Below are 23,805 nucleotides of genomic sequence, written 5' to 3'. Positions count from 1 at the left end.
TCCTGTCGTTGACCTCCGCCTCCACGCAAACCACGCGCCCGTCTCGGCCGATGCGGAACGGCGGTTGCTGCACAGGTCGAATCGTCGTACCGGAGCCATTCATGTGCGTGACGCTGCGCTTTCCTTTCCGTTCCGCCCCGCTTGCATGGGCGACCTGCCGCGCCACGTGCCGCACGGGCGTCGTCACATGACGCGCCGGACGCCGCCCGCTGCCGACGATGCACCGGCGACACTCGACGCGTGCCGCCGCTGCGCGCTGTGGGAGCATGCGACCCAGCCGGTGCCCGGCGCCGGCCCCGTCGACGCGACGATCATGCTGGTCGGCGAGCAGCCGGGCGACCAGGAGGACCGCAACGGATTGCCGTTCGTCGGCGCGGCCGGGCGCATGCTGGACCGTGCACTCGATGAAGCCGGGATCGAGCGCGCGCAGTGCTATCTGACGAACGCGGTCAAGCATTTCAAATGGGAGCCGCGCGGCAAGCGGCGGCTGCACAAGACGCCCGCGCAACGCGAGGTGGCCGCGTGCCGCTACTGGCTCGAGCGCGAGCTCGACGCGGTACGGCCACGCGTCATCGTCGCGCTAGGCGGCACCGCGTTGCGCGCGCTGCTGCAAGACAACGATGTGACGCTGGAGGCCGCGCGCGCACCGATTCGCACGGCGGAAGGCCGGCTCGTCGTCGCCACCTTTCACCCGTCGTACGTGCTGCGCACGCGCGGCGCCGATTCGCGCGAGCACGCGTACCGGACGCTCGTCGACGCATTGCGCACCGCATCGCGCCTGGCCGGCGAACCCGACCGCGATCGGAATCGCGACAGCCGGCACGGCGCAAGGGAAGACACCCGATGAGCGCGCCGGGCGACGACGCGCAGCCGGCCGCGGGCGCCGCGCCGCGCACCGCGACACCGTGGTACCGGCGGCTCGGCCCCGGCCTGCTCGCGGGGGCGTCCGATGCCGATCCGAGCAACATCGCGGTCTACGCGCAGGCCGGCGGCCAGTTCGGCTTCAACATGCTGTGGATGATCGTCGTCACGCTGCCGATGATGGTCGCCGTGCAGCTCGCGTCGGCGTTCATCGGCCGCCGCAACCGCGCGGGCCTCGTCGCCGCCATCCGCGAGCACTTCTCCGACCGGCTCGCCAAGACGCTGATCGTGATGGTCGCGATCGTCAACGTCGTCAACGTCGGCGCCGATCTCGCGGCGATGGGCGACGCGACCGCGCTCGTCGCGGGCGGGCACAGCTACTGGTATGCGCCGTTCTACGGGCTCGCGTCGCTCGCGCTGCAGATGACGCTGTCGTACGAGCGCTATGCGCGCTGGCTCAAATGGATGACGCTCGGCCTGATCGCCTATGTGCTCGAACTCGGCTTCGTGCAGATCGACTGGCGGGGCGTGATGCATGCGATCGTGCTGCCGCAGATCGAATTCACGCACGCGTATGCGACGACCACGGTGGCCGTGCTCGGCACGACGCTGAGCCCGTACCTGTTCGTGTGGCAGGCCGCGCTCGAAGTGGAGGAAACGGCATCCGGGCAACGCGACACGCGCCGCGAGACCGAGCGGCGCGTCACCTTCGACACGTGGTTCGGCATGCTCGTCACGAACGCGGTGTCGTTCTGCATCATGGTGGTCGGTGCCGCCGTGTTCTTCGCGCACGGCCGGCACGACATCGGCACCACCGCGCAAGCCGCCGAAGCGCTGCGGCCGATCGCCGGCGAAGCCGCGTTTCTCGTGTTCGCGTTCGGCATCGTCGGCTGCGGGCTGCTCGCGATTCCCGCGTTCGCGGGCAGCGCCGCGTACGGCTGCGCGGAAGCGTGGCGGTTCCGCGAAGGGCTGAACGAGCCGGTGCGGCGTGCGCCTGCGTTCTATGCGGTGCTGGCGCTGTGCGTGATCGTCGGCATCGCGATCTGCGTGAGCCCCATCGATCCGATCAAGGCGCTGTACTGGAGCGCGGTACTCAACGGTATCGCGGCGGTACCGATGCTCGTGCTCGTGATGCTGCTGTCGCACCGGCGCGAGGCGGCCGGACAACCCGGCAGCGGCATCGTGTCGAAAGCGTTCGGCTGGCTGGCGGTCGCGCTGATGGCGGCATCGGTCGTGACGATGGTCGTCGACCTGCTGACCTGAACCGCTGATCGCGCGCGCGACTTTCATGGAGCCGGGCCGACCGCATCGCGGCCAGGCCCGGCCCGTCGCGATTACATCATCTTGCCGCGCGAACGTTCGGCGCGCGCCGCCTCGGCCGCCGATTCGACCTTCTTCACTTCTTCCGGCGGCGGCAGCACTGCCTTGAAGCCCATCGACGCGATCCACATCTCGCGCGCCCAGCCGCGCGTGTGATACAGGTGATGATCCTCGTCGGCCTCGACCTCGTCGTGCGCGTCCTTCAGCGTCTTCGCGGCGTCGCCCGACAACTGGTCTGCCGCATAGCCGATCAGCTCCCAGTTCAGGTGATCCTTGGTCTCGGCGAGCACCACGCACTCGGCCGCGACGACCTGCGCGACAGCCGGGTCGGCCTGCTTCCGGGCTTGCTCGATCGTATGCGCGAGCGCCTTCCCGATGGCCGCCACCCCGCTGCGGCCGGGTGTCTGCGTGTCGGGGTCCATGCCGAACGTCTCGAACACCTTGCGCAGCACCTCCTGGTGATGCAGCGTCTCGCGGTGGTACTTCTCCCATTCCTTGTGCAGATCCTCGTCGGTCGCGCATTGCAGCGCGGCTTCATAGATCTTCGCGCCGCCAAGCTCGGTTTCGTATGCCTGGCAGAGCAATTCGAGGATGCCTTCATGCTTCGGTTGCCGATGGGCCATGACTGAGTCTCCAAAAAGACGGGCCGCACGCGCGGCCCGGGGTTGAACGGGCACGCGTCAGTGCGTGCCCACCTTGCGTTCGAGCGCCTGCGCCATGCTCAGGTGATGCCGCAGCGTCGGCAGCGTGGTGCTCGCGAACTCGCGCAATTGCGGATCCCGCCCGTTGCGCGCCTCGCCTTCGAACAGCGCGACGGCCTTGCGGTGCGCCTCCGGGCCGACCGCCGCGACGTACGCGACGTCGAAGTCCCGGCCCTGCTTGCCGCGCAGCGCCTCGACGTCGGGGTCCTGGATCTGTTCGACCTGCGGCTTCATGCCCTGGCGCGCGGCAATCTCGGTCAAGCGCGCATTCGCCTTGCCGTGATCCGCCACCATGCGCTGCGCGAATGCGCGCACGTCCGGCGACTGCGCCTGCCTCAACGCGAGCTGGCTCGCCTGCACTTCGGCCTTGCCGGCAATGGCGGCCTTGTCGACGAATTCCGCGTCGCCGCCTTGCGGCGCTTTCGCGATCATCGCGTCGCCCGCGCCCGACGACGGGTTGATCACGCCGCCCGGCACATGTGAATTCGATGCGGGCGGCTCGCTCGGCATCTGCGCGCGGGCGAACCCGCCGGCGGCGAGCACGGCCGCGGCGAACACCGCGATCGTCCAGTTGGGTCGTTTCATGGGCTTCCTCCTTGCATTTGGCGAGAGACGGCCATCAGCCGCCGACGATCGAGCCGCCGTTCGGATGCAGCGTCTGCCCGGTCATGTAGCTCGCGCCTTCCGACGCGAGCAGCACGTAGCAGCCGATCAGTTCGTCCGGCTGCCCCGGCCGCTTGAGCGGCACGTTCGCGCCGAACTTCGCGACCTGCTCGGCGGTGAACGTCGATGGAATCAGCGGCGTCCAGATCGGTCCGGGCGCGACCGCGTTGACGCGGATGTCGCGTTCGGCCAGTTCCGCCGACAGCGACCGCGTGAATGCGACGATCGCGCCCTTGGTCGCCGAGTAGTCCGGCAGTTTCGGATTGCCGTGATACGCGGTCACCGACGCGGTGTTGACGATGCGTCCGCCGTGCTTCATGTGCGGCAGCGCGGCCTGCGTGCAGAAGAACATCCCGTACACGTTCGTGCGGAACGTGCGTTCGAGCTGTTCCTCGGTCACGTCCTCGATGCCCGGGCGCGGATGCTGTTCGCCCGCGTTGTTCACGAGCACGTCGAGCCGCCCGAGCCGCTCGACCGTGCGCGCCACCGCGTCGTGCGCCTGCCGGCGATCGCCGACGTCGCACCTGATCGCCTCGCAACGCCGGCCGGCCTGCTCGATCAGCTGCTTCGTATGCGCGGCGTCGTCCGACTCGTTCAGATAGACGATCGCGACGTCCGCCCCTTCCTTCGCGAAGCCGATCGCGACCGCGCGGCCGATCCCGCTGTCGCCGCCCGTCACGAGCGCGACCTTGCCGGCGAGCTTGCCGCTGCCGACGTAATCGGCCGCCAAGTCGCGCGGCTCCGGATGCATGTCGCGCTCGGTGCCCGGCTGGTGGTCCTGCTTCTGCGGCGGTGGTGTCTGTGCGGTAGTCATGGGTTCGTTCCTCCCTGAACGGTGTCGTCAATCGCTCGCAAGCGGCGTGCCGCGCACGGCGGCGCCGTCATCGCGCGTGCAACGCTGCGAACGGGCGTAAAAAATTCAGTGCTGATTGGCGCCCGATGCGGGCTCGCCGGGCCGGCGTACCGGATCGAAGTCACGCCACTCGCCGTCCTGCCAGTCGCCCTCGACCCGCTCGATCGACGACGCACCGGTCGCGCGCAGCACGTCTTCCGCGGTAGTCGCGGTGTCGGGCGCCACGCGCACCGCGAGGATCACGCCGGTTTCGCTCTGCGCGAGCGTGCCCTTGCCCTCGGCCGGCTCGCCGCGCATGCGGCCCAGCGCGCCGCCGAATGCGCCTAGATACGCGCCGGCCAGCGCGGCGGCGGCCGGCACGAACCAGTAGCGCACGCCGATCGCATAGACGAGCAGCCCCACGACGATGCCGATCACCACCCCGCGGATCGCGCCGATCATCGCGCCGCGCCCGCCCGGCTTCGCCGCCGTATCGGCATAGACGTCGCCGCCGATCGGAAAGCGCGCATGCTGTCCGCCGGGATTCAGGAAGAAGATCGATACGTCATCCGAACCGAACGCGCGCTCGTACAGGTGACGCGCCCCACCTTCCGCTTCGTCGAACGTCGTGAAGCGGCCTGCGACGATCATCGCCATGGTCGTGCTCCTTGTGACGGGGGTGGCGCCGCGTGCAACCGCACGCGGCGCGACGGGGCGGCGCTCACATCAGCCGGCCGAGTTCCTTCGACACCGAGGCCGGTGTGCCGTATTCGCGATCGGGAATGCGGCGAAGCATGTCGATCACGCCGGGGTCCGCATGCGAGCGTTCCGCGCACTCGATGACCGCCGACTTGCTGGCCGGATAGTCCATGCCCTTCAGGGCCTTCTGCACGTCGATCGGGCTCGGCGCCTTGCCGTGGCCGCCCTGGTGGCCGCCCTTGTCATGGTCCTGCTGCGTGCGCTCGCCTTCGTGCGCGCGCGAGTGGCTGTATTCGTGGCCCGTATGTTGTCGGGATGTCATGAAACCCTCCTTGGAGATGAACGAAATCACGTCGACGCGCGGCGCGCACGCGCCAGCGCGGCGACCACCAGCGCCGCCGCACCGAGGGCGACCGCCCCCGCCACCTTCGGCCGCTGAACCACCGTGTTGTAGGCGCAACCGCGCAGCACGGGCCCGTCCATGCCTTCGCGCTCGTGCAGTGCGTGGCGCGGCTCGTACAGCGCGTTGTCGTCGCGCGGGCGGGCGGGGCGATCCGTGCGCTGGCTGCGCCAGAACAGCCGGGACGCAATGCGATCGAACAGGCGCGGCGCGTGATACGCGCTCGCCGACGTGAACTTCGCCGCGCCGCCCACGAACAGCGTGCGGCGCGGATGCGCGGCCGCGAACAGGATCGCGTCGGCCACCAGTTCCGGGTCGTAGATCGGCGGCGGCAGCTTCGCCTCGACGTTCATGTAGTTTTTCGCGTGCATCACGAACATCGTGTCGATCGCGGCCGGCTTGATCAACGTCACGGACACCGGCAGATGGTCACCCTCCATCTCGAGCCGCAGCGAATCCGTAAAGCCCTTCACCGCATGCTTGGACGCCACATACGCGCTCTGCAACGGCACCGGCGCGTCGGACGCCTCGCTGCCCATGTTGATGATCGCGCCGCCGTGAAAGTCGTTCTTGCGCCGGAAGTGGTCGGCCGCGACGAGCGAGCCATGCACGACGCCCCAGTAGTTGGTGTCGAACAGCTTGCGCTGGTCGTCGAGCGGCACCGCGGAAGCCGGGCCGAAGATCGATACGCCGGCATTGTTGATCCACGTGTCGAAACCGCCGTAGGTCTCGACCGCCTTGGCGGCCGCGCGCTGCAGGTCTTCAAGATTGCCGACGTCGCCCGCGACCGCCACCGCGAGATCGCCATGCTGGCGAAGCTCCTCGCACAACGTGTTGAGCGCGGCTTCATTCCGCGCGAACAGCACCAGCTTCGCGCCGCGGCGCGCGGCCTTGCGCGCGGTGACGAGACCGATGCCGCTCGTCGCGCCGGTGATCACGATCGTCTGCTCGCCGACCGGTTTGAGCATGCAATTCATGGCTGGACTCCTTGTGCGGCGCGGCCGCGGTCACTTGGCCCGGATCGTCAACTGATCGCGCACGTCCTGTACGCCGTCGACCTGCTTCACGACGCTGACGGCCTGCGTGCGCTGCGCCTCCTCGGGCACACTGCCGGTGAGCGTCACGATGCCGCGCCGCGTCTTCACGTGGATGTCGCCGGACGACAGGCCGTTCGTCCCGACCAGCTCGGCCTTCGCCTTGGTCGTGATCGTCGCGTCGCGGATCTTCGTGCCGGTCGTCGAATGCGTCGACGCCGACGTCGACGCGGCACTGTCGTCACCGGCGGCGAGCGCGTTCGGCGCGATCACCGCGCACGCCGTGGTGGCGGCGATCGCGATCGCCATGCCGGCGCGCATCGCGTTGCGACGACGGAACCCCAGGGAACGGGCTTGCAGCGGAAATGCCTTCATCGTGACCTCCTTTCGTCGAGCCGGGATTGCCGGCGGGTGAACGGGACAGCGCAAGTCGCGTGCCGCGCCGCCCGTGCGGCGCAGTCGCGGGTTCTCCCGATCAGACGCCCTTTCATCCAACCCGTTGTAATTTTTTCGGTATCCCGACCGGCGGCTTCGCGGGCAATGCACCGGGTACGCCGCTTGCCGAACCACCGGCAACGGTGGCCCATCCACGCGGCCCCGATACCGGGAGCAACACCATGCAAAGAATCGCGTTGATCAGTGAGCACGCATCGCCGCTGGGGGTGATCGGCGGCGTCGATGCCGGCGGGCAGAACATCTATGTCGCGAACGTCGCGAAGCAACTGGCCGAGCGCGGCCTCGACGTCGACGTCTACACGCGCTGCGACAATCCGCACCTGCCGGAAGTCGTGCCGATCGGCACGCGCATGCGCGTGATCCACGTACCGGCCGGACCACCGACCGACGTGCCCAAGGAGCGGCTGCTGCCGTACATGGTCGCGTTTGCGGACGGCATGGTCGCGCGCATGCGGCGCGAACCCGACCCGGTCGACGTGATGCACGCGAACTTCTTCATGTCGGGCGACGCGGCATTGCGCGTGAAGCGGCAGCTCGGCATCCCGCTCGTCACGACCTTCCATGCGCTCGGCCGCGTGCGCCGGCTCCATCAGGGCGACGCCGACGGCTTCCCCGATGCGCGCTTCGCGATCGAGGACACGCTCGCGCGCCGCTCGGACCGCGTGATCGCCGAATGCCCGCAGGATGCGCTCGACCTGACGACGCACTATCGCGCCGACGCCGCGCGCATCGAGATCGTGCCGTGCGGGTTCGACGTGCAGGAACTCAGGCCGACGCCACGCATCGACGCGCGCGCACGGCTCGGCTGGCCGCAGGATGCGTTCGTCGTGCTGCAGCTCGGCCGCCTCGTGCCGCGCAAAGGCATCGACACGGTGATCGACGCGCTGGCCCGTATGCCGCGCGACCCGCGACGGCCGACCCACCTTTATATCGTCGGCGGCAGCCAGGCCACGCCCGACCCGGCCCGCGACCCGGAACTCGCCCGCCTCGCCGGGCTGGCGCACGACCTCGGGATCGCCAATCGCGTGACCTTCGTCGGCCGGCGCGACCGCGACACGCTGCACCTGTACTACAGCGCGGCCGACGTGTTCGTCACGACCCCGTGGTACGAGCCGTTCGGCATCACGCCGGTCGAGGCCATGGCCTGTGCGACGCCGGTGATCGGCAGCAACGTCGGCGGCATCCGCACGACGGTGGACGACGGCGCGACCGGCTATCTCGTGCCCCCGCGCGATCCCGCCGCGCTGGCCGCGCGGCTCGTCCAGCTACGCGCGCAACCCGAGCTCTGCACGGCGCTGGGACGCGCCGGCTACCTGCGCGCGCATCGTTTCTACACATGGAAAGGCGTGGCCGACCGGCTCGTCGACATCTATCGCGACGTCGCCCGCCCACGACGCGCCGGCGCGTCGGCCGGCACCGGCCACCGCACGCCCGTCTCGATCACACAGGGCGCGCTCGCCCATCGCAAGGAGAACGCATGATGAAGGGCCATGATCGCAAACGCGTGCTCGTCGCCGGCGGCGCCGGCTTCCTCGGCTCGCATCTGTGCGAACGCCTCGTGTCGGACGGCCACGACGTGCTGTGCGTCGACAATTTCTACACGGGCGCGAAGGACAACATCGCGCACCTGCTCGACGCGCCGACCTTCGAGCTGATGCGGCACGACGTGACGTTTCCGCTCTACGTCGAAGTCGACGAGATCTACAACCTCGCGTGCCCCGCGTCGCCCGTCCACTACCAGCGCGACCCCGTCCAGACGACCAAGACGAGCGTGCATGGTGCAATCAACCTGCTCGGTCTTGCGAAGCGCGTGAAGGCGCGCATCCTGCAGGCGTCCACGAGCGAGGTGTACGGCGACCCCGACGTCCATCCGCAACACGAGCAATACTGCGGCCGCGTGAACCCGGTCGGCGTGCGCGCCTGTTACGACGAAGGCAAGCGCTGCGCGGAAACGCTGTTCATGGACTATCACCGCCAGTACGGCGTCGACGTGCGGATCGCCCGCATCTTCAACACGTACGGCCCGCGCATGCATCCGGCCGACGGCCGCGTCGTGTCGAACTTCATCACGCAGGCACTTGCCGACGCGCCGTTGACCGTCTACGGCGACGGCAGGCAGACGCGCTCGTTCTGTTACGTGGACGACATGGTCGACGCGCTGATCCGGCTGATGAACGAGCCGGGCGACGCGAGCGAGCCGGTCAATCTCGGCAGCGACGCCGAAATCGCGATGCTCGACATCGCGCGCGAAGTCGTGCGGATCGTCGGCGCGACGGTCGCGATCGAGTTCCGGCCGCTGCCGTCCGACGATCCGCGCCAGCGGCGGCCGAACCTCGATGCCGCGCAGCGGCGCCTCGACTGGCGCGCGACCACGCCGCTCGCCACCGGGCTCGCGCGTACCGTGCGGTACTTCATTCATCGGCAGGCCGCGCATCACCCGCCCGGCGATCTCGTGCGCAGCACGCAAATCGCGTCGCACCTGCTCGCGCAGGTCGATATGCCGCGCCGCCCGGCACCGGCGCAGTGACGACGCCGGCGCATTCGGCGCGCGACGTCCGTCAGTCGTCGCGCTTCGTCACGTGCATGATCTTGTGCGCCAGTTCGCGCACGTCGACGGGCTTGCACAGATAGCCGTCGAAGCCGGCCTCGAGTGCACGGCGCTCGTCCGCCAGCCCCGCGTGCGCGGTGACGGCAAGCACGCGCAGGTTCCGCGTGTCGCCGTGGCCGTCGCCGTCGCCGGCGCCGTGCCGGAGCGCATCGAGCAACCAGAAGCCGTCTCCATCCGGCATCGCGAGATCGGACAGCACGACGGTGGGCTGCAGGGCGGCGGCCATCGCGAGCGCTTCGCGGCCCGACGATGCGACCGTGACGGCCGCGCCGAACGTCGTCAACGCGGCCGTCAAGCTTGCGCGCGTCGTCGCATCGTCGTCGACGATCAGGATCCGCTGCATCGCGAGCCCGAGTGACGCCGGACGATCGCCCGCCTGTGCGAATCCCCACGCCATCGCACCGGCCGGCTGCCAGTCGGCCGGCAGCCGCACCGTGAACGTCGAGCCGAGATTGCGGCCCGCGCTTTCGGCCGTCACGGTGCCGCCGTGCAGCTCCGCGATATGCCGCACGATCGACAGCCCCAGGCCGAGCCCGCGCTGCGACGACGCGGGCGAATCGTCCGCGCGACGGAACATGTCGAAAACGTACGGCACGAACTCGGGCGCGACCCCCTGCCCCGTATCGGCCACGGTCAGCACCGCGTGCGTGTCGTTGCGCGCCAGCCCGACGTGCACGCTGCCGCCGCCCGGCGTGAACTTGAGCGCGTTCGACACGAGGTTCGACAGCATCTGCCGCAACCGTTCGGCGTCGCCGGACACGACGAACGTGCTGGGCCCGCAAGCGAATTCGAGCATGACGCCGGCCGACGACGCAGCCGTCTGGAACGTGCCGACCGAGTCGGAGAACAGTCGCGCGATGTCGACCGGCGCCGCGTCGAGCCGCAGCTTGCCGGTCGCGAGCGACGACGCATCGAGAATGTCGCCGACCATCCGCGTGAGCGAGCGCGCGCTGCGGTCGATCGCATCGATCGCCTGACGCTGCAGCGCGTGGTCGACCGAATTGCGCAGCACCTCGACCCAACCGTAGATCACGTTCAGCGGCGTGCGCAGTTCGTGCGACACCGTGGCCAGCAACTCGTCCTTCAACCGGTTCGACGTGTCGGCCTGGTCGCGCGCATCGCACGCCCCCTGCAGCGACCGCTTCGCGCGCAGATCATGCCGGCGCTGCGCACCGGTCTCGTGCAGCGTGAGCGACAGCGCGAGCGCCGCGCGCACGTCGCCACGCAACCGGCGCGCCGACACGGTCGCGCGAAACCGCCGGCCGTCGCGCCGCACGCACAGCAGTTCGAACGGCCCGACCGCGTCGATCAGGTTGTCGAACGATTCGGCGAACGGGTTGCGCCGCAGCCAGCGCATCGCGACCAGTGTTTCGAGCGAACGGCCGCGTGCGTCGTCTTCGTCGTAGCCGAAAATCCGCTGCGCGGCCGGATTCCAGCTGATGATGCGGCCCTCGCCGTCGACGCCGACGATCGCGTCGGGCGATGCGTCGACGACCGCCTGCTGAAGACGCGACGCATCGACCCGCGCGCGGTCCGCGCTGGCGTCGCGCACGATCATCACCGCGCCGTCGATGTTGCCGTGCACGTCGCCGAGCGGCGACGCCACTTCGACGACCGGTACCGGATCGCCGCCCTCCACCGCCTGCAGCCAGTGCCGGTCGGACGTCGCGTGGGCGCCGCCGAGCGCGCGTTCGAGCGGGGTCGTCGGCACGCGGCGGCCCTCGTGGTCGACGATCCGCAGCACGTCGCGCGCGGGTCGCCCCGCCGCGTCTTCCGGCCGGCAGCCGACGAGCTCGGCCGCAGCCGCGTTGAGGTAGGTGAGCCGGCCGTTCGCGTCGGCCGCGATCACACCGTGCGGCAGTGCGTGCAACACGGCTTCGAGCCGCTGCCGCGCGGCCGCCTCGCGCCGGCGCGCACGATCGTTCGTGATCCGCGTATTGCGCAGCATCGCCGCGAGCGCGCAGACGAGCACGCCGACCAGCATGAACGTGCCGAGCTGGACGAGCCGGCCCGAGAGCGGCGCCGTATAGGCCGCCGGATCGGACAGGAACAACGTCCACACGAGGACGCCGCTGACCACGGTCGACACGATGCCGAACAGGAACGACGTCGCCCAGGCCGCGGCCGCGAGCAACGGGTAGTACAGCACGAACGGCAGGTTCACGCCGCCGAAACGGATCGCGAGCGCCTGCAGCACGGTCGCGATCGCGACCAGCATCGTGGCCATGACGTAATTGCCAGCGCGCGGTCGGGCCATTTCAATCATCGCGCACGCTCCTGCGTCGAGAGCCAAGATGCGCTCGGCAAACGCCGGCCGGGCACGATGCCTGCTGGCACATGACGCCGCCCAGTTGGCAACTCACCCACGGAGATCACCTCATGACGCATGCGCCGACACGCTGGCTCGTCATCTCGCCGCATCTGGACGACGCCGTCTTCAGTTGCGGGCGCCTGCTCGCGGCAGCACCCGGTTCGATCGTCGTCACCGTATTCGCCGGCATTCCGCCGCGCGATACGCCGGCACCGCCGTGGGATCGGCGAGCGGGCTTCGATCGCGCCGACGAAGCCATGCACGCGCGCCGCGACGAGGACCGTCGCGCACTCGCCCACCTCGACGCACGGCCGGTCTGGCTCGACTTTCTCGACGATCAATACGGCAGGCCCGCCGCATCGGCCGCGATTGCCGCGCGTGTGGCGACGGAGATCGACGCCCATGCCGGGTTCGGCGTCCTCGCGCCGGCGGGCCTGTTCCACCGCGACCATCTGCAAGTGCAGCAAGCCGCGCTGTCGCTGCTGGATCGCGCACGCGCGTCGCACGACGCGGCGCGCCAGTGGCGGTTCTACGAGGACGTCCCGTACCGCCGGATCGCGGGGCTGATGGCCGCTCGAGTGATCGGCTGGCGCGAGCAAGGCTGGATCGCCCATCCGGCCGGCGCGCCGGCCCGCGACCACGCGCAAGGCATCGCCGCCAAAACCGCCGCGGTGGACACCTACGCGAGTCAGGTTGCGTTGCTCGAGCCTCATATGCGCGCCGACCTCCGTGAACCCGAAACATACTGGCGGCTCGAATGCGACGTTACGTTCGCGTAACACCCGCGCGCACCGTTCTGCCGCCGGCCGAACCGCGCGTGACCGCCATCGTGCTGACGTACAGACGACCGACCGGTCTCGCGCACACGCTCGCGCGGCTCTCGTCGCTGCCCGACCGGCCCGCCATCGTCGTCGTCGACAATGCGGCGCAAGCCGACACCGCCGCCCTGATCCGCCACCGCTTTCCACACGTCGCACTCGTGCATGCGCCCGCCAATCTCGGCGCGGCCGGCCGCAACCTCGGCGTCGCCGTCGCCCGCACGCGCCACGTCGCGTTCTGCGACGACGACACCTGGTGGGCGCCCGGTTCCATCGAGCAAGCTGCGAACCTGCTCGACGCGTATCCGCACGTCGCGGCCGTCACCGCACGCGTGCTCGTCGGCGCCGACCAGCGCGAAGACCCGACCTGCCGCCTGATGGCCGACAGCCCGCTCGATGCGCCCGTCACGCTGCCCGGCCGCCCGATCCTCGGCTTGCTGGCCGGCGCGACGGCGTTCCGGCGCGATGCGTTCGTGAACGCAGGCGGCTACCATCCGCGCTACTTTCTCGGTGGCGAGGAAGCGCTGCTCGCGCTCGACCTGTACCGCGCCGGCGAGTGGCTCGTCTATGCGCCGTGCCTGACGGTCCATCATCACCCGTCGACGCAGCGCGACTCGCTCACACGGGGCCGCGTCACCGCCCGCAACGCGGTATGGACGGCCTGGCTCAGGTGGCCGGCCCCGGCCGCGCTGCGGCAGACCGTGCGGCTGCTGCCGCGCCTGTGGCGCGACCGCACGCTGGCGCGCACGTTCGCGGGCCTGGCGTGGATCCTGCGGGAGCGCCGTGCGATCCCGCCGCACGTGGAACGCATGCGCCGCCAGCTCGAGCGCGATGCGCGTCGGGATGCGTGCGACGGAGCATGATCGCGGCGGCATCATCAGGAATCCGGTTTTCCCGCATCGTCATCCAGTTGCGCGAGCCGGTTATAGATCGTTTTCAGGCTGACGTCGAGCACCTCGGCCGCCTGCGCCTTCACGCCGCCGCATTGCGCGATCGTGCCGAGGATCAGCTTGCGGTCGACTTCCTCGAGCGGCGTGCCGAACGGCACCGTGACGCGATCATCATGCGAATCGACCATGCTCGACAGTTCGTCCATGATCGGCGGCGGCAGCGTATCGATCACGTCCGCGTCGCTGAAGATGCTCGCGCGCTGCACGAAATTGCGCAGCTCGCGCACGTTGCCGGGCCATGCATAAGTCTTCAGCGCGTCGCGCGCGGCCGCCGAGAAACGCAATGTGCGGCCGCTTTCCTCGTTGTAGCGCTGCAGGAACGCTTCGGCGAGCATCGGGATGTCGTCGCCGCGCTCGCGCAGCGACGGCAGCGGGATCGGGAACACGTTGATCCGGTGGAACAGGTCGGGCCGGAGCTTGCCGTCGGCCATCGCGGCTTCCGGATCGCGGTTGGTCGCCGCGACGATGCGCACGTCGACGTCGATCTCGCGCGTCGAGCCGAGCCGCGTGAGGCGCCCCGTCTCGAGCACGCGCAGCAGCTTGACCTGCGACTCGAGCGGCATCTCGGTGATTTCGTCGAGAAACAGCGTGCCGCCGTCCGCGCGTTCGAAGAAGCCCTTGTGCTGGCGCTCCGCACCCGTGAAGCTGCCGCGGTCGTGGCCGAACATCTCGCTCTCGACGAGGTTCGCGGCGATCGCGCCGCAGTTCACCGCGAGGAACGGGCCGCGCCGGCGCAGGCTCAGGTCGTGCACCGTCTGCGCGGCCAGCTCCTTGCCGGTGCCCGATTCGCCCGTCAGCAATACCGACGCCTCTGTGCGTGCGACCCGGCCGATCGCGTCGTAGACGGTCTGCATCGCGGGCGAGCTGCCGAGCATGCGGCCGAAGCGCCCTAGGCGCTGAAGCTCCGAGCGCAGTTCGGCGATCTCTTCATGCAGCGCGGTGGTGCGCGGCACGCGCGCGAAGATGCTGTTCAGCCGCTGCATGTTCAGCGGCTTCACCAGGTAGTCGGTCGCGCCGCGCCGCAGTGCGTCGATCGCGGTTTCGAGGCTCGCGTGGCCGGTGGTCAGCACCATTTCGCAGTGCGCGCGCTTCGGCAACGCATCGAAGAGATCCATCCCGTTGCCGTCCGGCAGCACGAGATCGCACAGCACGAGATCGGGGGTATGCGTCGAGACGAGCGTGCGCGCTTCTTCGAGCGTCGCGGCCGTATCGCACGACAGCTGCTGCGTGCGTGCGAGCGTCGCGAGCATGGTGCGTGTATCGGCATCGTCTTCGACGATCAGGACATAGGGCATCGAAGCTCCTCGTGAAGCGGCCCGACACCTGCATGGCCGGAACCGCGACGGACGCGCAGTGCAATGTATTCGCCTGCTTCGAGGCGGCACGCGCTGCGCATGATCGGATGGACAAGCGTTCCTGCCCGGGATGCAACGCTTAGCAGTATAGAAGAAGGGTGTCGCTCATTTTCCGTCGATCGAATAAATCTATCCGGCCGCGCGGCCCGCATTGCCAGATTCAATGTCTTACCGTCGGTATAAAAGGTATGCTCGATACCGAAAACGTGACGCATGCCACGTCATTTTTTCACCTGGTCTCGACGCATTCGGTCAATCTTCCCGTTCGATCACACACCATGTCGAAATCCGTCGATGACGGCGCGCGGCTCTTCGGCCGCTCGCGTACGATCCAGACCTTGTTGTTGAAGGTGTCGCGCGTGGCCGCGACGCGCGTCGGCGTGCTGATCGTCGGCGAAAGCGGCGCGGGCAAGGACATCGTCGCGCGGCTCCTGCACGACATGAGCCCACGCCGCCGCGGGCCGTTCGTTCCCGTCAATTGCGGCGCGATTCCTCACGACATTGCGGAATCGCATCTGTTCGGCCACGAGAAAGGCAGTTTCACCGGTGCCGTTGCCCAGCATGTCGGCATGTTCGAGGCCGCGCGCGGCGGCACGCTGTTTCTCGACGAGATCGCCGAGATGCCGGCCGAGCTGCAGGTCAAGCTGCTGCGCACGCTCGAATCGAACACGATCGTGCGGGTCGGCGGCCACGAGTCGATCCCGCTCGACGTGCGTATCGTCGCCGCCACCCATCACGACCCGGTCGAGGCCGTGCGCAGCGGGAGGCTGCGCGAAGACCTGTTCTACCGGATCGCGACGGTCGCGCTGCACGTGCCCGCGCTCCGGCAGCGCGAGGACGACGTCGACGATATCGCGCTGCAGATCGTCGAGCGCCTGAATGCGCGGCACCGCACGAGAAAGCGGCTGTCCACGCAGGCGATGAAGGCGTTGCGCGCCTATACGTGGCCCGGCAACGTGCGTGAGCTGCGCAATACGCTCGAGCGCGCGTTCATCCTCGCCGACGAGCAGATCGAACTGCAGTTGCCGCGCCGTGCGCCACCGCGCGACGAATATCGTCACAACGCGATCACGCTGCATATCGGCACGACGCTCGCGCACACGCAGCAGCGCTTCATCGTCGCATCGCTGCGGCATTTCAACGGCGACAAGCCGCGCACCGCAAAAGCGCTCGGCATCAGCCTGAAGACGCTGTACAACCGGCTCGCGCTGCTGCCCGAGCATGAACGGGATGCGTTTCGCGGAACCGGCACGTCGAACGTGCCGAACGTGCCGAACGTGCCGAACCCGCCCGACGCTCCGGCTCCCTGAGCCCGCGCGCCACGCGTGCGACTCACGTCGCGACGTCGTGCAACGCGGCGTCCCAGTCGCGCACGAACCGCTCGATGCCGAAGCGCTCGTACGCGTCGCGCCGCGCGGCGGCGCCCCACTCGCGTGCGAGCTCGGGATCGCGGATCAGCATGCGCATCGCATCGACCAGCACGGCCGGCCGCGTATCGGCCATGCCGTTGCGCCCACTCCGGACGAGCAGCGCCATCTCGGTCGTCGCGAACGCGACGATCGGCATCCCGATCATCATCGCCTCGATCACCGCGAGCCCGAGGCTCGTATAGCGGATCGGATTGAAGAAGAACCGGTAGTGCGACAGGAAGTGCGGCAGTGCCGGGTTCGGCACCTCGCCGATCCCGCCCAGCTCGGCCGAGCCCATCCCGACCAGTTCGAGCGGCACGCTGTGACGCACCGCCTCGAACAGGTCGGCACCCAGGCGACGGCCCCGGCGCGCCAGGTTGTTCACGACCGTCACGCCTTTCGGCAACGTCCCGCGATATTCGACGTTGTCGGGCATCAGCACGCCATGCTCGATCACACGCGTCGGCGTCACGCCGTTGTCCCACATCAGCGCATTGAACGGCGTCACGTGCACCAGCAGGACGTTCGGATCCTGCACCGGATGCAGCGTATCGGTCGGATGCCCGCGCGGCGGATCGTGCTCGACGAACAGGGTCGGCAACGCACGCTGGTCATCGCTCAGCAGGAACATGCGGTCGTGCTCGTAATGGCGCTGATGCTGGTACAGCACGCAGTCGAATGCGGTGTCGCGCACGCACTCCGCCGGCACCTCGTGCACGTTGTCGCCCCAAGGCAGGTGCCCGACGCGGCCCGCATAACCGGGCGGATCGTGCGGCTTCGTCACGATGAAAAAATCGTGCGGCGCCTGCGACAGGTAATACAGGTAGTTGCCATGCACGTGCCAGGTCAGCACGCGCAGCCGCTTACGTGACATGACGCCTCTCCTCCGCAAGCAGTTCGCCCGCCCGCTCGGTCACGTCGCCGACGCCGATCGCCATCGCGCATTCGTGCCCGTACGGGCACGTGTCGAACATGCACGGCCGGCACGCCGGATAGTTCGCGAGTACACGATGGCGCGCGCCGTCGAGCGGCGCCCAGCGGGCCGTGTCGCTGCCGCACGCGACGACCACGCTCGGCGTGCCGAGCGCCGCCGCGACGTGCGATACGCCCGTGTCGTTGCACAGCAGCAGCCGTGCGCGTCCGATCAGCGCGGCAAGCGCGCCGAGCGGCGTGCGGCCGCACAGGTTCACGCAGGGCCGCGCGAGATGCTCGGCAAACGCACCGGCCAGCGCCAGTTCCGCGCGCGTGCCGGTCAACACGATCTGCCAGCCGTCGTCGGCGAGCTGCCGGGCGGCGAGCGCAAAGCGCTCGACCGGCCAGCGCCGCGACGCCATCCGCGCACCGGGATGCACGATCACGTAGCGCTCCGGATCGAGCGCATGCTCGTCGCACAGCACGTGCCACAGCGCATAATCCAGGCCGCCGAGCGGGAATTCGAGGTAGTCGCCGCAATCCGCATAGCCGAGCGCGCGCATCAGCGCCAGGTAACGCGTGACTTCCCGCTCGTCGTCCCGCCACACGAGCGTATGGTCGAGCCGGGTCGCGCCGCCGTCGGCCGGCATGAAGCCGGCGGTGCGCGTGGCCCCGAGCGATGCGACGATCGAGTTGGTGCACGTGCCGCTGCCGTGCAGCTGGATCGCGAGGTCGAAATCCCGCGCACGGCACTCGGCGACGAACGCTTCACGGGCGGCCGCGTCGGGCACCGGTTGTTCGCCGAGCCCCGGCGCGCCGGGAAACGCGATGAAACCGTCGATGTAGTCGGAGAAGCGCGAAGCAAACTCACGCGCCCACGGCAGCCCGATCAGCGTGATCCGCGCGTCGGGCTCGCCGCGCCGCAGCGCGCGCAACGCAGGCACCGCGCACAGCATGTCGCCGAGCTGCAGTGCACGGAACACCGCGATGCGCGCCGGGCGCGGTACGCGCTCGAAATCGGCAGGTTCGGTCGTCATAGGAACAGGACCCTGAAATGAAGCGCGCCGCGCATGCGCCAGTACAGCGACACGGGCGGAATCGCGATGGACGTGACGATCATCTCGGCAACATGCGACAGCGTGAGCTGCGTGCCGCGCAAGCGCTTCACGCAGAACGCGGCGGTAATCACGCCCCAGACCGCCACGCATGCCGCGCCCGGCGCCGGCCACCCGGCCGCGAAGCACGCGATCGCGCCGACCACGGCGAGCACCGCCGCGTAGTAGTGCCACGGCGGCGCCGGCCGGATATGGCGGCGGTAGGTCGCGCGGTGCTTCTTGTACAGCAGCGCGTCGAAGTAGACCTTCGACTGCTGGCCGATGCTCGCGCCCCACCGCGCGGGGCGTACCGGATGCACGATGCACGCCGCGTCGGCGTCGACGATCGGCCCGAAGTGTTCGCGCAACGCGAACATCAGGTCCGCGTCCTCGCGCCATGCGCGCGTGAAGCGTTCGTCGAAGCCGCCGACACGTTCGAGCGCCGCGCGCCGCACGAAGCAGTTCGCGGTCGCGAATTCCGCATACGCGAGGCCGGCCGCGTCGCGTTCGTAGTCGGTCGGCAGCGGCCGCAACGGCACGTCGATGCGGCCCGCTGCGGCGGACGCGGACGGTTCGGCGAGCAACGCGGCCGTGCCATGGCGCAGCCACGCCGGATCGGGAATCGTGTCGTCGTCGGTGAACGCGATCAACGCGCCGCACGCGCTGCGCCAGCCGACGTTGCGCGCACCGGCCGGCCCCTGCGTGGCGGGCGCGGTCATGTAGCGGATCGCCGGCACGTCGGTCACGCGCGCACGGCACCGCTCGACGACAGGCCGCGCGCTGCCGTCGGAATCGTCGTCGACCACGACGATCTCGTAGGCGGTGGGGTCGAACACCTGCGCGCACAGCGCGTCGAGGCAGCGCTCGAGCAGGTCGGGCCGCCGGTAGGTCGGCACGACGACCGACACGACCGGCGGCCGTTGCGTGTCGCGCGCGTTCATCTCGGTTTCTCCAGCAGGAACGAACCGATCACGAGCGCGTCGAGCGGCGAGGTCCAGAAGCATTCGAGCGCGTCGCGCGGCGTGCAGACGATCGGTTCGCCGCGGGTATTGAACGACGTGTTGACGAGCACCGGTACGCCGGTGAGCGCGTCGAACTCCGTCAGCAACGCGTGCAGCAGCGGATGCTGCGCTTCGTCGACGGTCTGCACGCGCGCGGTGCCGTCGATATGGCGCACGGCCGGAATCGTCGCTTCGGCGCCGGGCGCGACGTCGTACACGAACAGCATGAACGGCGCGCGCAGCGGCGTGCGCCGTCCGCCGCGGAACCAGTGATGCGCCTTGCTTTCGAGCACGACCGGCGCAACCGGGCGAAAGTCTTCCCGATCCTTGATCTTGTTGAGCTTGTGCTGCATGTCCGGGTCGGTGGGCGACGCAAGGATCGAGCGTGCGCCGAGCGCGCGCGGGCCGAACTCCATGCGCCCCTGGAACCAGCCGATCACGCGGTTCGCCGCGAGCAGCGCGGCCGTTTGCGCGGCGACGTCGGCCAGCCGCCGGTACGGCAACTGGGCGTCCTTCAGGAACGCCTCGATCGCGTCGTCGCCGTAGGACGGCCCGAGATACGCATGGTCCATCCGCCATGCGCCGCGCTCGCCGCGCATCCGGAAGTCGGTCCACAGCGCCGCGCCGAGCGCGGTGCCGGCGTCTCCGGCGGCGGGCTGCACCCACACGTCGTCGAACGGGCCGCGATCGCGGATCTTCGCGTTCATCACGCAATTCAGCGCGACGCCGCCCGCCATCGCGAGCTGCCGCTCGCCGGTGGCGGCGGCCAGCCAGTCCACTGCCTGCAACGTCGTTTCCTCCAGCACGAGCTGCAACGCATGCGCGATATCGCAGTGATGCGGCTCGATCGGGCCGCCGCGTTCGCGCGGCGGGCCGAACAGCGCGACGAGGTCGCCGTCGAGGATCGCGTAGCGCCCGTCGCCGTCGTAGCGCACCAGCTCGCGCATCGCGTCGGCGAACACCGGCTTGCCGTAGGACGCGAGCGCCATCACCTTGTATTCGTCGGACGAGTGCAGGAAGCCGAGGTAGCGCGTCACGCGTTCGTACAGCAACCCGAGCGAATGCGGCAGGTTCACCTGGCCGAGCCGCCGGTACGACCGGCCGTCGAACGCGCCGTAGCTCGTCGTTGCACGCTCGCCGCGCCCGTCCATCGTCATCACCGCGCAGCGCTCGAAAGGCGCCGCCAGAAATGCGCTCGCCTCGTGTGCGAGATGGTGCTCGACGAAATGCCAGCGGAACGGGCCGTCGTGCGTGACGCCGCGAAAACGCCGCTGCAGGTGGTGCGGCGCACCGCCCGCGAGCTGGCGCGGCGCATTCACGATCGACGACAGGAACAGCGGATGCCATGGCGACGCGCCGCCGTTGCGCGGCGCGTGGGCCGACGGCGCAAGCGGCAAGGTCAGCGACGGCTCGGCCGCTTCGCGATCGAGCTCGAACCACGGATCGTACGAGTACGCGACGTGGTCGACGTCCGCGAGCACGATGCCGGCTTCCGCGAGACAGTAGTCGATCGCATGGTAGGGCAGCTCCCAGGTCGAGAACGGTACCGGGCGCTTCGCGTGCTTCACGTGCGTGAAGCGCTCGTCCTCGGCGGCCGCGATCACGACGCCGTCGCGCACGAGGCACGCGGCGCTGTCGTGAAAGGCGGCGTTGATGCCGAGCGTATGGATCGGTTCGGTCATGCGTCAGCTCCTCGTGATGGCGGGTGCGAACGGAATCACGTTCGAGGTGCTTGCCTCGACCGGTCCGTCGCACTGCATGGCGGCCCGCACGGCCGCCCGCCGCGCATGGCGCATGCGGCCGCGCAGCAGCGCGTGCACGGCTGCGACGGCATCGTCGACGCTCACCTCGCGCAGGCACGGATGGCCGGGTTGATCGCACACGCTGCGATAGCAGTTGCGGCATGGCACGTCGACGTTCAGCACCCGGTGCGGCACCCGCCAGGGCGTGTGCTGCGGATTGGTCAGCGCATAGAGATCGACCACCGGCGTGCCGAGCGCGGCCGCGAGATGCACCGGGCCGGAATTGTTCGACAGCAGCAGGTCGGCCGTCTCGATCAGCGCGCCGAGTTCGCCAAGCGACAGCGCGCCCGCCAACGGCACCGCGCGCGGGCCCGCGCGGGCGCACACCGCGTCGACCAGCGCGCGCTCGCTGTCGCTACCCGTCACCGCGATGCCGTCGAACAGCGGCGCGACGCTCGCGGCCACCTCGCCGAAGCGCTCGGCCGGCCAGCGGCGCGACGCCGCACTCGCGCCCGGATGAACGACGAGCCAGCGCGCCGATGGCGCGCCCGGCCGGCGCAGGCCGCCGATGCGCTGCAACGTGGCCCCCAACCGCGCAGTGACCGCATGCCGCGCCGCATCGCCCGGCTCGAACGCCATCCGCCAGTTCGACGTCGTGGCGCCGACCGCGCGCACGAGCGCAAGCTGGCGCGCCACCTCGTGCCGCACGTGCGACTCCGGTTCGCTTTCCGGCACGCGGTCGGTGAGGAGTTCATAGGGTTTCTCGCGGCAATGCGCGAGCCGCAAAGGAATGCCCGCGAGCCAGCACATCATGGCGGCGGGCAGCGGGTTCTGGCTATAGACGGTGAAGATCACGGCCGCGTCGAAACGGCCGGCCAGCAGCCGGTCGATCATGTCGAGATCGGCGACCGGGTCGCCGCGCGCGTCGGGGTGCTTGACCCATGGCGCATCGTAGGTCCACACGTCGTCGACCATCGGCAGGTGCGCCGCCAGCGCGGCGCCCGTGCGCGACGTCAGCAGCGTGAGCCGGCGACCCTCGCCGCTTTCGTTCAGCGCGCGCAACGCGGGCGTCGTCATCAGCACGTCGCCCACACTGTCGAGCCGCACGCAGAGGATGCGCCGCGCGCGACGCCACGCGGCGTTCATCGCCTCACCCACGTGCCGTGCCGCCGCACGGCTTCGCGCACGACGATGTCGGCTGCGAGGTCGACGCGATCGACGACATGGTGCGGCGTACGCGCGGCGTCGGTGCGCCATTCGGTCTCATGCCCGCAGTCGACGAGGATCGTGCGGCAATGCGCGGCGCGCCCGGCCGCGACGTCGTCGAGGATGTCGCCGATCATCCAGCTCCATTCGGGCACGGCGCCCAGCATGGCCAGCGCACGATGCAACATGCCGGGGCGCGGCTTGCGGCAGACGCAGTCGACCGTATAAGCCGGCACGCTGCCGCGCGGATGATGCGGGCAGTAAAAAAAATCCGCCAGCGTCGCGCCGTTCGCATCGAACAGTTCGGCGAGACGCCGGCGGACCGCGCCAAGCTCGTTTTCGGTAAAGCGGCCGAGCGCGACGCCCGGCTGGTTCGAGACGACCACGATCGGCATGCCGGTCGCACCGAGCGTACGCAGTGCGCGCGCCGCGCCCGGCGCAAGCCGCATCCGCGCCGGATCGACGTTGTAGGGCACGTCGTCGAGCAACGTGCCGTCCTTGTCGATCAGCACGGCGCCCGGCAGCCGCCGTTCGCGCTTCACGGCCATGACGTCTCCTTCATCGGCAGCACCATCACTTCCGGCACCACGGTGCCGGGGGGCTGCGTCAGCACGAAGCGCACGGCGGCCGCGACGTTCTCGGCCGGCTGCAGCGTGTCCGCGTCGATGTCCGGGAAGCGGTCGAGCAGGAACGGCGTGCGCATCCCGCCCGCGACGATCGCCGACACGCTCACGCCGGCCGGCCGCAGTTCGGCATGCAGCGCATGCGACAGGCCGAGCAGCCCCCACTTCGTCGCGTGATAGGCGGACGCATTCGGCCATGCGCGCTTCGACGCGGTCGACGCGATGTTGACGATATGCCCGGTGCCGCGCGCCTTCATCATCGGCACGGCGGCGTGGCACATCAGGTAGGGGCCGAGCAGGTTCGTCATCAGCACCTGCCGCCACGCGTCGACGCTCACGTCGTCGATCGGCGCGGTCACGTCGATCGCCGCGTTGTTGACGATCACGTCGAGATCGCCGAGCGCTTCCCGCGCGTCGTGCACGACCTGCAGCACGGACGCCTCGTCGCGCACGTCGAGCGGCCGGCCGACCGCCTGCCCGCCGTGCCGTTCGAGCCGCTGCGCGACGGCGGCCGCGCGGTCGCCGTCGAGATCGGCGACGATCACGTGCGCACCGTGCCGCGCCAGGTCTTCGCAAATGGCCTCGCCGAGCCCACGGCCGCCGCCGGTCACCAGCGCGACGCGGCCGGCGAGCGGCGCTCCGGCGGATTCGTGTTTGACGTCGTTCACCTGCACCTCCTTGCGATCGTCCGGACGCATCCGGACTGGCTGTGACGCTTGTCGCGACAAGCGTCGATGCAGGAGATACAGCGAGAACCGTGCCGGCTTGCCTGTGTCCGTGCCGCCTCGCGCGCCGGCACGCGCGCGCCGG

23 protein-coding genes are annotated in these 23,805 nt (G+C 69.7%); 7 read left to right on the top strand and 16 right to left on the bottom strand.

From position 1 onward, the window contains the following. Positions 1 to 187 precede the first annotated feature (187 nt). Both FFS49_RS10845 and FFS49_RS10840 read left to right on the top strand, forming a co-directional pair. On the top strand, positions 188 to 847 hold the full coding sequence (locus FFS49_RS10845; RefSeq protein ID WP_105815671.1) for a UdgX family uracil-DNA binding protein: 660 nt from the start codon (positions 188 to 190) through the stop codon (positions 845 to 847). Beyond that, complete coding sequence (locus tag FFS49_RS10840; RefSeq protein ID WP_105815553.1) at positions 844 to 2,124, top strand: divalent metal cation transporter; 1,281 nt, start codon at positions 844 to 846, stop codon at positions 2,122 to 2,124. Before FFS49_RS10845 ends, FFS49_RS10840 begins: the two co-directional genes overlap by 4 nt. A gap of 71 nt (positions 2,125 to 2,195) precedes the next feature. Here FFS49_RS10840 and FFS49_RS10835 read toward each other — a convergent pair whose 3' ends face one another. The 7 genes from FFS49_RS10835 to FFS49_RS10805 all read right to left on the bottom strand — a co-directional run bounded on the left by FFS49_RS10835 (position 2,196) and on the right by FFS49_RS10805 (position 6,885). Further along, a complete protein-coding gene (locus tag FFS49_RS10835) occupies positions 2,196 to 2,804 on the bottom strand; it encodes a DUF892 family protein (RefSeq protein ID WP_039371335.1) in 609 nt (202 codons plus the stop codon). Between the two features lie 57 nt (positions 2,805 to 2,861). After that, the gene (locus FFS49_RS10830; protein ID WP_105815552.1) at positions 2,862 to 3,467 is read right to left on the bottom strand and encodes a DUF4142 domain-containing protein; all 606 of its coding nucleotides are present in this window, start codon (positions 3,465 to 3,467) and stop codon (positions 2,862 to 2,864) included. A 34-nt stretch (positions 3,468 to 3,501) separates the two neighbouring features. Further along, positions 3,502 to 4,359, bottom strand: coding sequence for an SDR family oxidoreductase (locus FFS49_RS10825; protein WP_039371341.1), 858 nt, complete (start codon positions 4,357 to 4,359; stop codon positions 3,502 to 3,504). A 105-nt stretch (positions 4,360 to 4,464) separates the two neighbouring features. Then, a complete protein-coding gene (locus FFS49_RS10820) occupies positions 4,465 to 5,034 on the bottom strand; it encodes a hypothetical protein (RefSeq protein ID WP_105815551.1) in 570 nt (189 codons plus the stop codon). Positions 5,035 to 5,098: 64 nt separating this feature from the next. Then, positions 5,099 to 5,398: a DUF2795 domain-containing protein gene (locus tag FFS49_RS10815; protein ID WP_039371385.1), complete on the bottom strand. Its 300-nt coding sequence runs from the start codon at positions 5,396 to 5,398 to the stop codon at positions 5,099 to 5,101. A gap of 26 nt (positions 5,399 to 5,424) precedes the next feature. Continuing rightward, entirely contained in the window at positions 5,425 to 6,453 is a 1,029-nt protein-coding gene (locus tag FFS49_RS10810) for an SDR family oxidoreductase (protein WP_105815550.1), read from the bottom strand. 30 nt (positions 6,454 to 6,483) lie between these two features. Further along, positions 6,484 to 6,885 (bottom strand): BON domain-containing protein, encoded by a 402-nt coding sequence (locus FFS49_RS10805; protein WP_105815549.1) that lies wholly within the window; start codon positions 6,883 to 6,885, stop codon positions 6,484 to 6,486. Positions 6,886 to 7,127: 242 nt separating this feature from the next. Between FFS49_RS10805 and FFS49_RS10800 the strand changes: the two genes are divergently transcribed. Then, positions 7,128 to 8,447, top strand: a complete 1,320-nt coding sequence (locus FFS49_RS10800) for a glycosyltransferase family 1 protein (RefSeq protein ID WP_105815548.1) — start codon at positions 7,128 to 7,130, stop codon at positions 8,445 to 8,447. After that, on the top strand, positions 8,447 to 9,493 hold the full coding sequence (locus FFS49_RS10795) for a UDP-glucuronic acid decarboxylase family protein (RefSeq protein ID WP_039371388.1): 1,047 nt from the start codon (positions 8,447 to 8,449) through the stop codon (positions 9,491 to 9,493). Before FFS49_RS10800 ends, FFS49_RS10795 begins: the two co-directional genes overlap by 1 nt. Before the next feature lie 31 nt (positions 9,494 to 9,524). Here the strand turns inward: FFS49_RS10795 and FFS49_RS10790 are convergent, their stop codons facing one another. Next, the gene (locus FFS49_RS10790; RefSeq protein ID WP_105815547.1) at positions 9,525 to 11,840 is read right to left on the bottom strand and encodes a PAS domain-containing protein; all 2,316 of its coding nucleotides are present in this window, start codon (positions 11,838 to 11,840) and stop codon (positions 9,525 to 9,527) included. A gap of 113 nt (positions 11,841 to 11,953) precedes the next feature. Here FFS49_RS10790 and FFS49_RS10785 point away from each other — a divergent pair, with 113 nt between their 5' ends. Together FFS49_RS10785 and FFS49_RS10780 are read left to right on the top strand one after the other, a co-directional pair. After that, positions 11,954 to 12,664: a PIG-L family deacetylase gene (locus tag FFS49_RS10785; RefSeq protein WP_105815546.1), complete on the top strand. Its 711-nt coding sequence runs from the start codon at positions 11,954 to 11,956 to the stop codon at positions 12,662 to 12,664. Then, positions 12,643 to 13,566, top strand: a complete 924-nt coding sequence (locus tag FFS49_RS10780) for a glycosyltransferase (protein ID WP_105815545.1) — start codon at positions 12,643 to 12,645, stop codon at positions 13,564 to 13,566. The genes FFS49_RS10785 and FFS49_RS10780 overlap by 22 nt, the downstream gene beginning before the upstream one ends. A 14-nt stretch (positions 13,567 to 13,580) precedes the next feature. Here FFS49_RS10780 and FFS49_RS10775 read toward each other — a convergent pair whose 3' ends face one another. Further along, on the bottom strand, positions 13,581 to 14,948 hold the full coding sequence (locus FFS49_RS10775) for a sigma-54 dependent transcriptional regulator (protein ID WP_105815544.1): 1,368 nt from the start codon (positions 14,946 to 14,948) through the stop codon (positions 13,581 to 13,583). Positions 14,949 to 15,286: 338 nt separating this feature from the next. Between FFS49_RS10775 and FFS49_RS10770 the strand changes: the two genes are divergently transcribed. Next, positions 15,287 to 16,318: a sigma-54 dependent transcriptional regulator gene (locus FFS49_RS10770; protein ID WP_105815543.1), complete on the top strand. Its 1,032-nt coding sequence runs from the start codon at positions 15,287 to 15,289 to the stop codon at positions 16,316 to 16,318. A gap of 22 nt (positions 16,319 to 16,340) precedes the next feature. Here FFS49_RS10770 and FFS49_RS10765 read toward each other — a convergent pair whose 3' ends face one another. From FFS49_RS10765 to FFS49_RS10735, 7 genes are read right to left on the bottom strand one after another with little or no spacing between them, the layout of a single operon-like run. Continuing rightward, positions 16,341 to 17,291 (bottom strand): glycosyltransferase, encoded by a 951-nt coding sequence (locus FFS49_RS10765; protein ID WP_105815542.1) that lies wholly within the window; start codon positions 17,289 to 17,291, stop codon positions 16,341 to 16,343. Next, on the bottom strand, positions 17,281 to 18,366 hold the full coding sequence (locus FFS49_RS10760; protein WP_105815541.1) for a glycosyltransferase family 9 protein: 1,086 nt from the start codon (positions 18,364 to 18,366) through the stop codon (positions 17,281 to 17,283). Before FFS49_RS10760 ends, FFS49_RS10765 begins: the two co-directional genes overlap by 11 nt. Continuing rightward, positions 18,363 to 19,364, bottom strand: coding sequence for a glycosyltransferase family A protein (locus tag FFS49_RS10755; protein WP_105815540.1), 1,002 nt, complete (start codon positions 19,362 to 19,364; stop codon positions 18,363 to 18,365). Before FFS49_RS10755 ends, FFS49_RS10760 begins: the two co-directional genes overlap by 4 nt. Beyond that, positions 19,361 to 21,106, bottom strand: coding sequence for a carbamoyltransferase C-terminal domain-containing protein (locus FFS49_RS10750; RefSeq protein ID WP_105815539.1), 1,746 nt, complete (start codon positions 21,104 to 21,106; stop codon positions 19,361 to 19,363). The genes FFS49_RS10755 and FFS49_RS10750 overlap by 4 nt, the downstream gene beginning before the upstream one ends. Positions 21,107 to 21,109: 3 nt before the next feature. After that, positions 21,110 to 22,312 (bottom strand): glycosyltransferase family 9 protein, encoded by a 1,203-nt coding sequence (locus FFS49_RS10745; protein WP_105815538.1) that lies wholly within the window; start codon positions 22,310 to 22,312, stop codon positions 21,110 to 21,112. Beyond that, entirely contained in the window at positions 22,309 to 22,920 is a 612-nt protein-coding gene (locus FFS49_RS10740) for an HAD-IIIA family hydrolase (RefSeq protein ID WP_105815537.1), read from the bottom strand. Before FFS49_RS10740 ends, FFS49_RS10745 begins: the two co-directional genes overlap by 4 nt. Then, the gene (locus FFS49_RS10735; protein ID WP_046196858.1) at positions 22,911 to 23,693 is read right to left on the bottom strand and encodes an SDR family oxidoreductase; all 783 of its coding nucleotides are present in this window, start codon (positions 23,691 to 23,693) and stop codon (positions 22,911 to 22,913) included. Before FFS49_RS10735 ends, FFS49_RS10740 begins: the two co-directional genes overlap by 10 nt. Between the last annotated feature and the right edge of the window lie 112 nt (positions 23,694 to 23,805).

The sequence above is a fragment of the Burkholderia sp. 4NA327C6 genome, assembly GCF_005502655.1.
In the GTDB taxonomy this organism is placed as follows: Bacteria; Pseudomonadota; Gammaproteobacteria; order Burkholderiales; family Burkholderiaceae; genus Burkholderia; species Burkholderia contaminans.
Note: the sequence above shows the minus strand (reverse complement) of the source record. Positions and strands in the feature narration are given on the sequence as shown.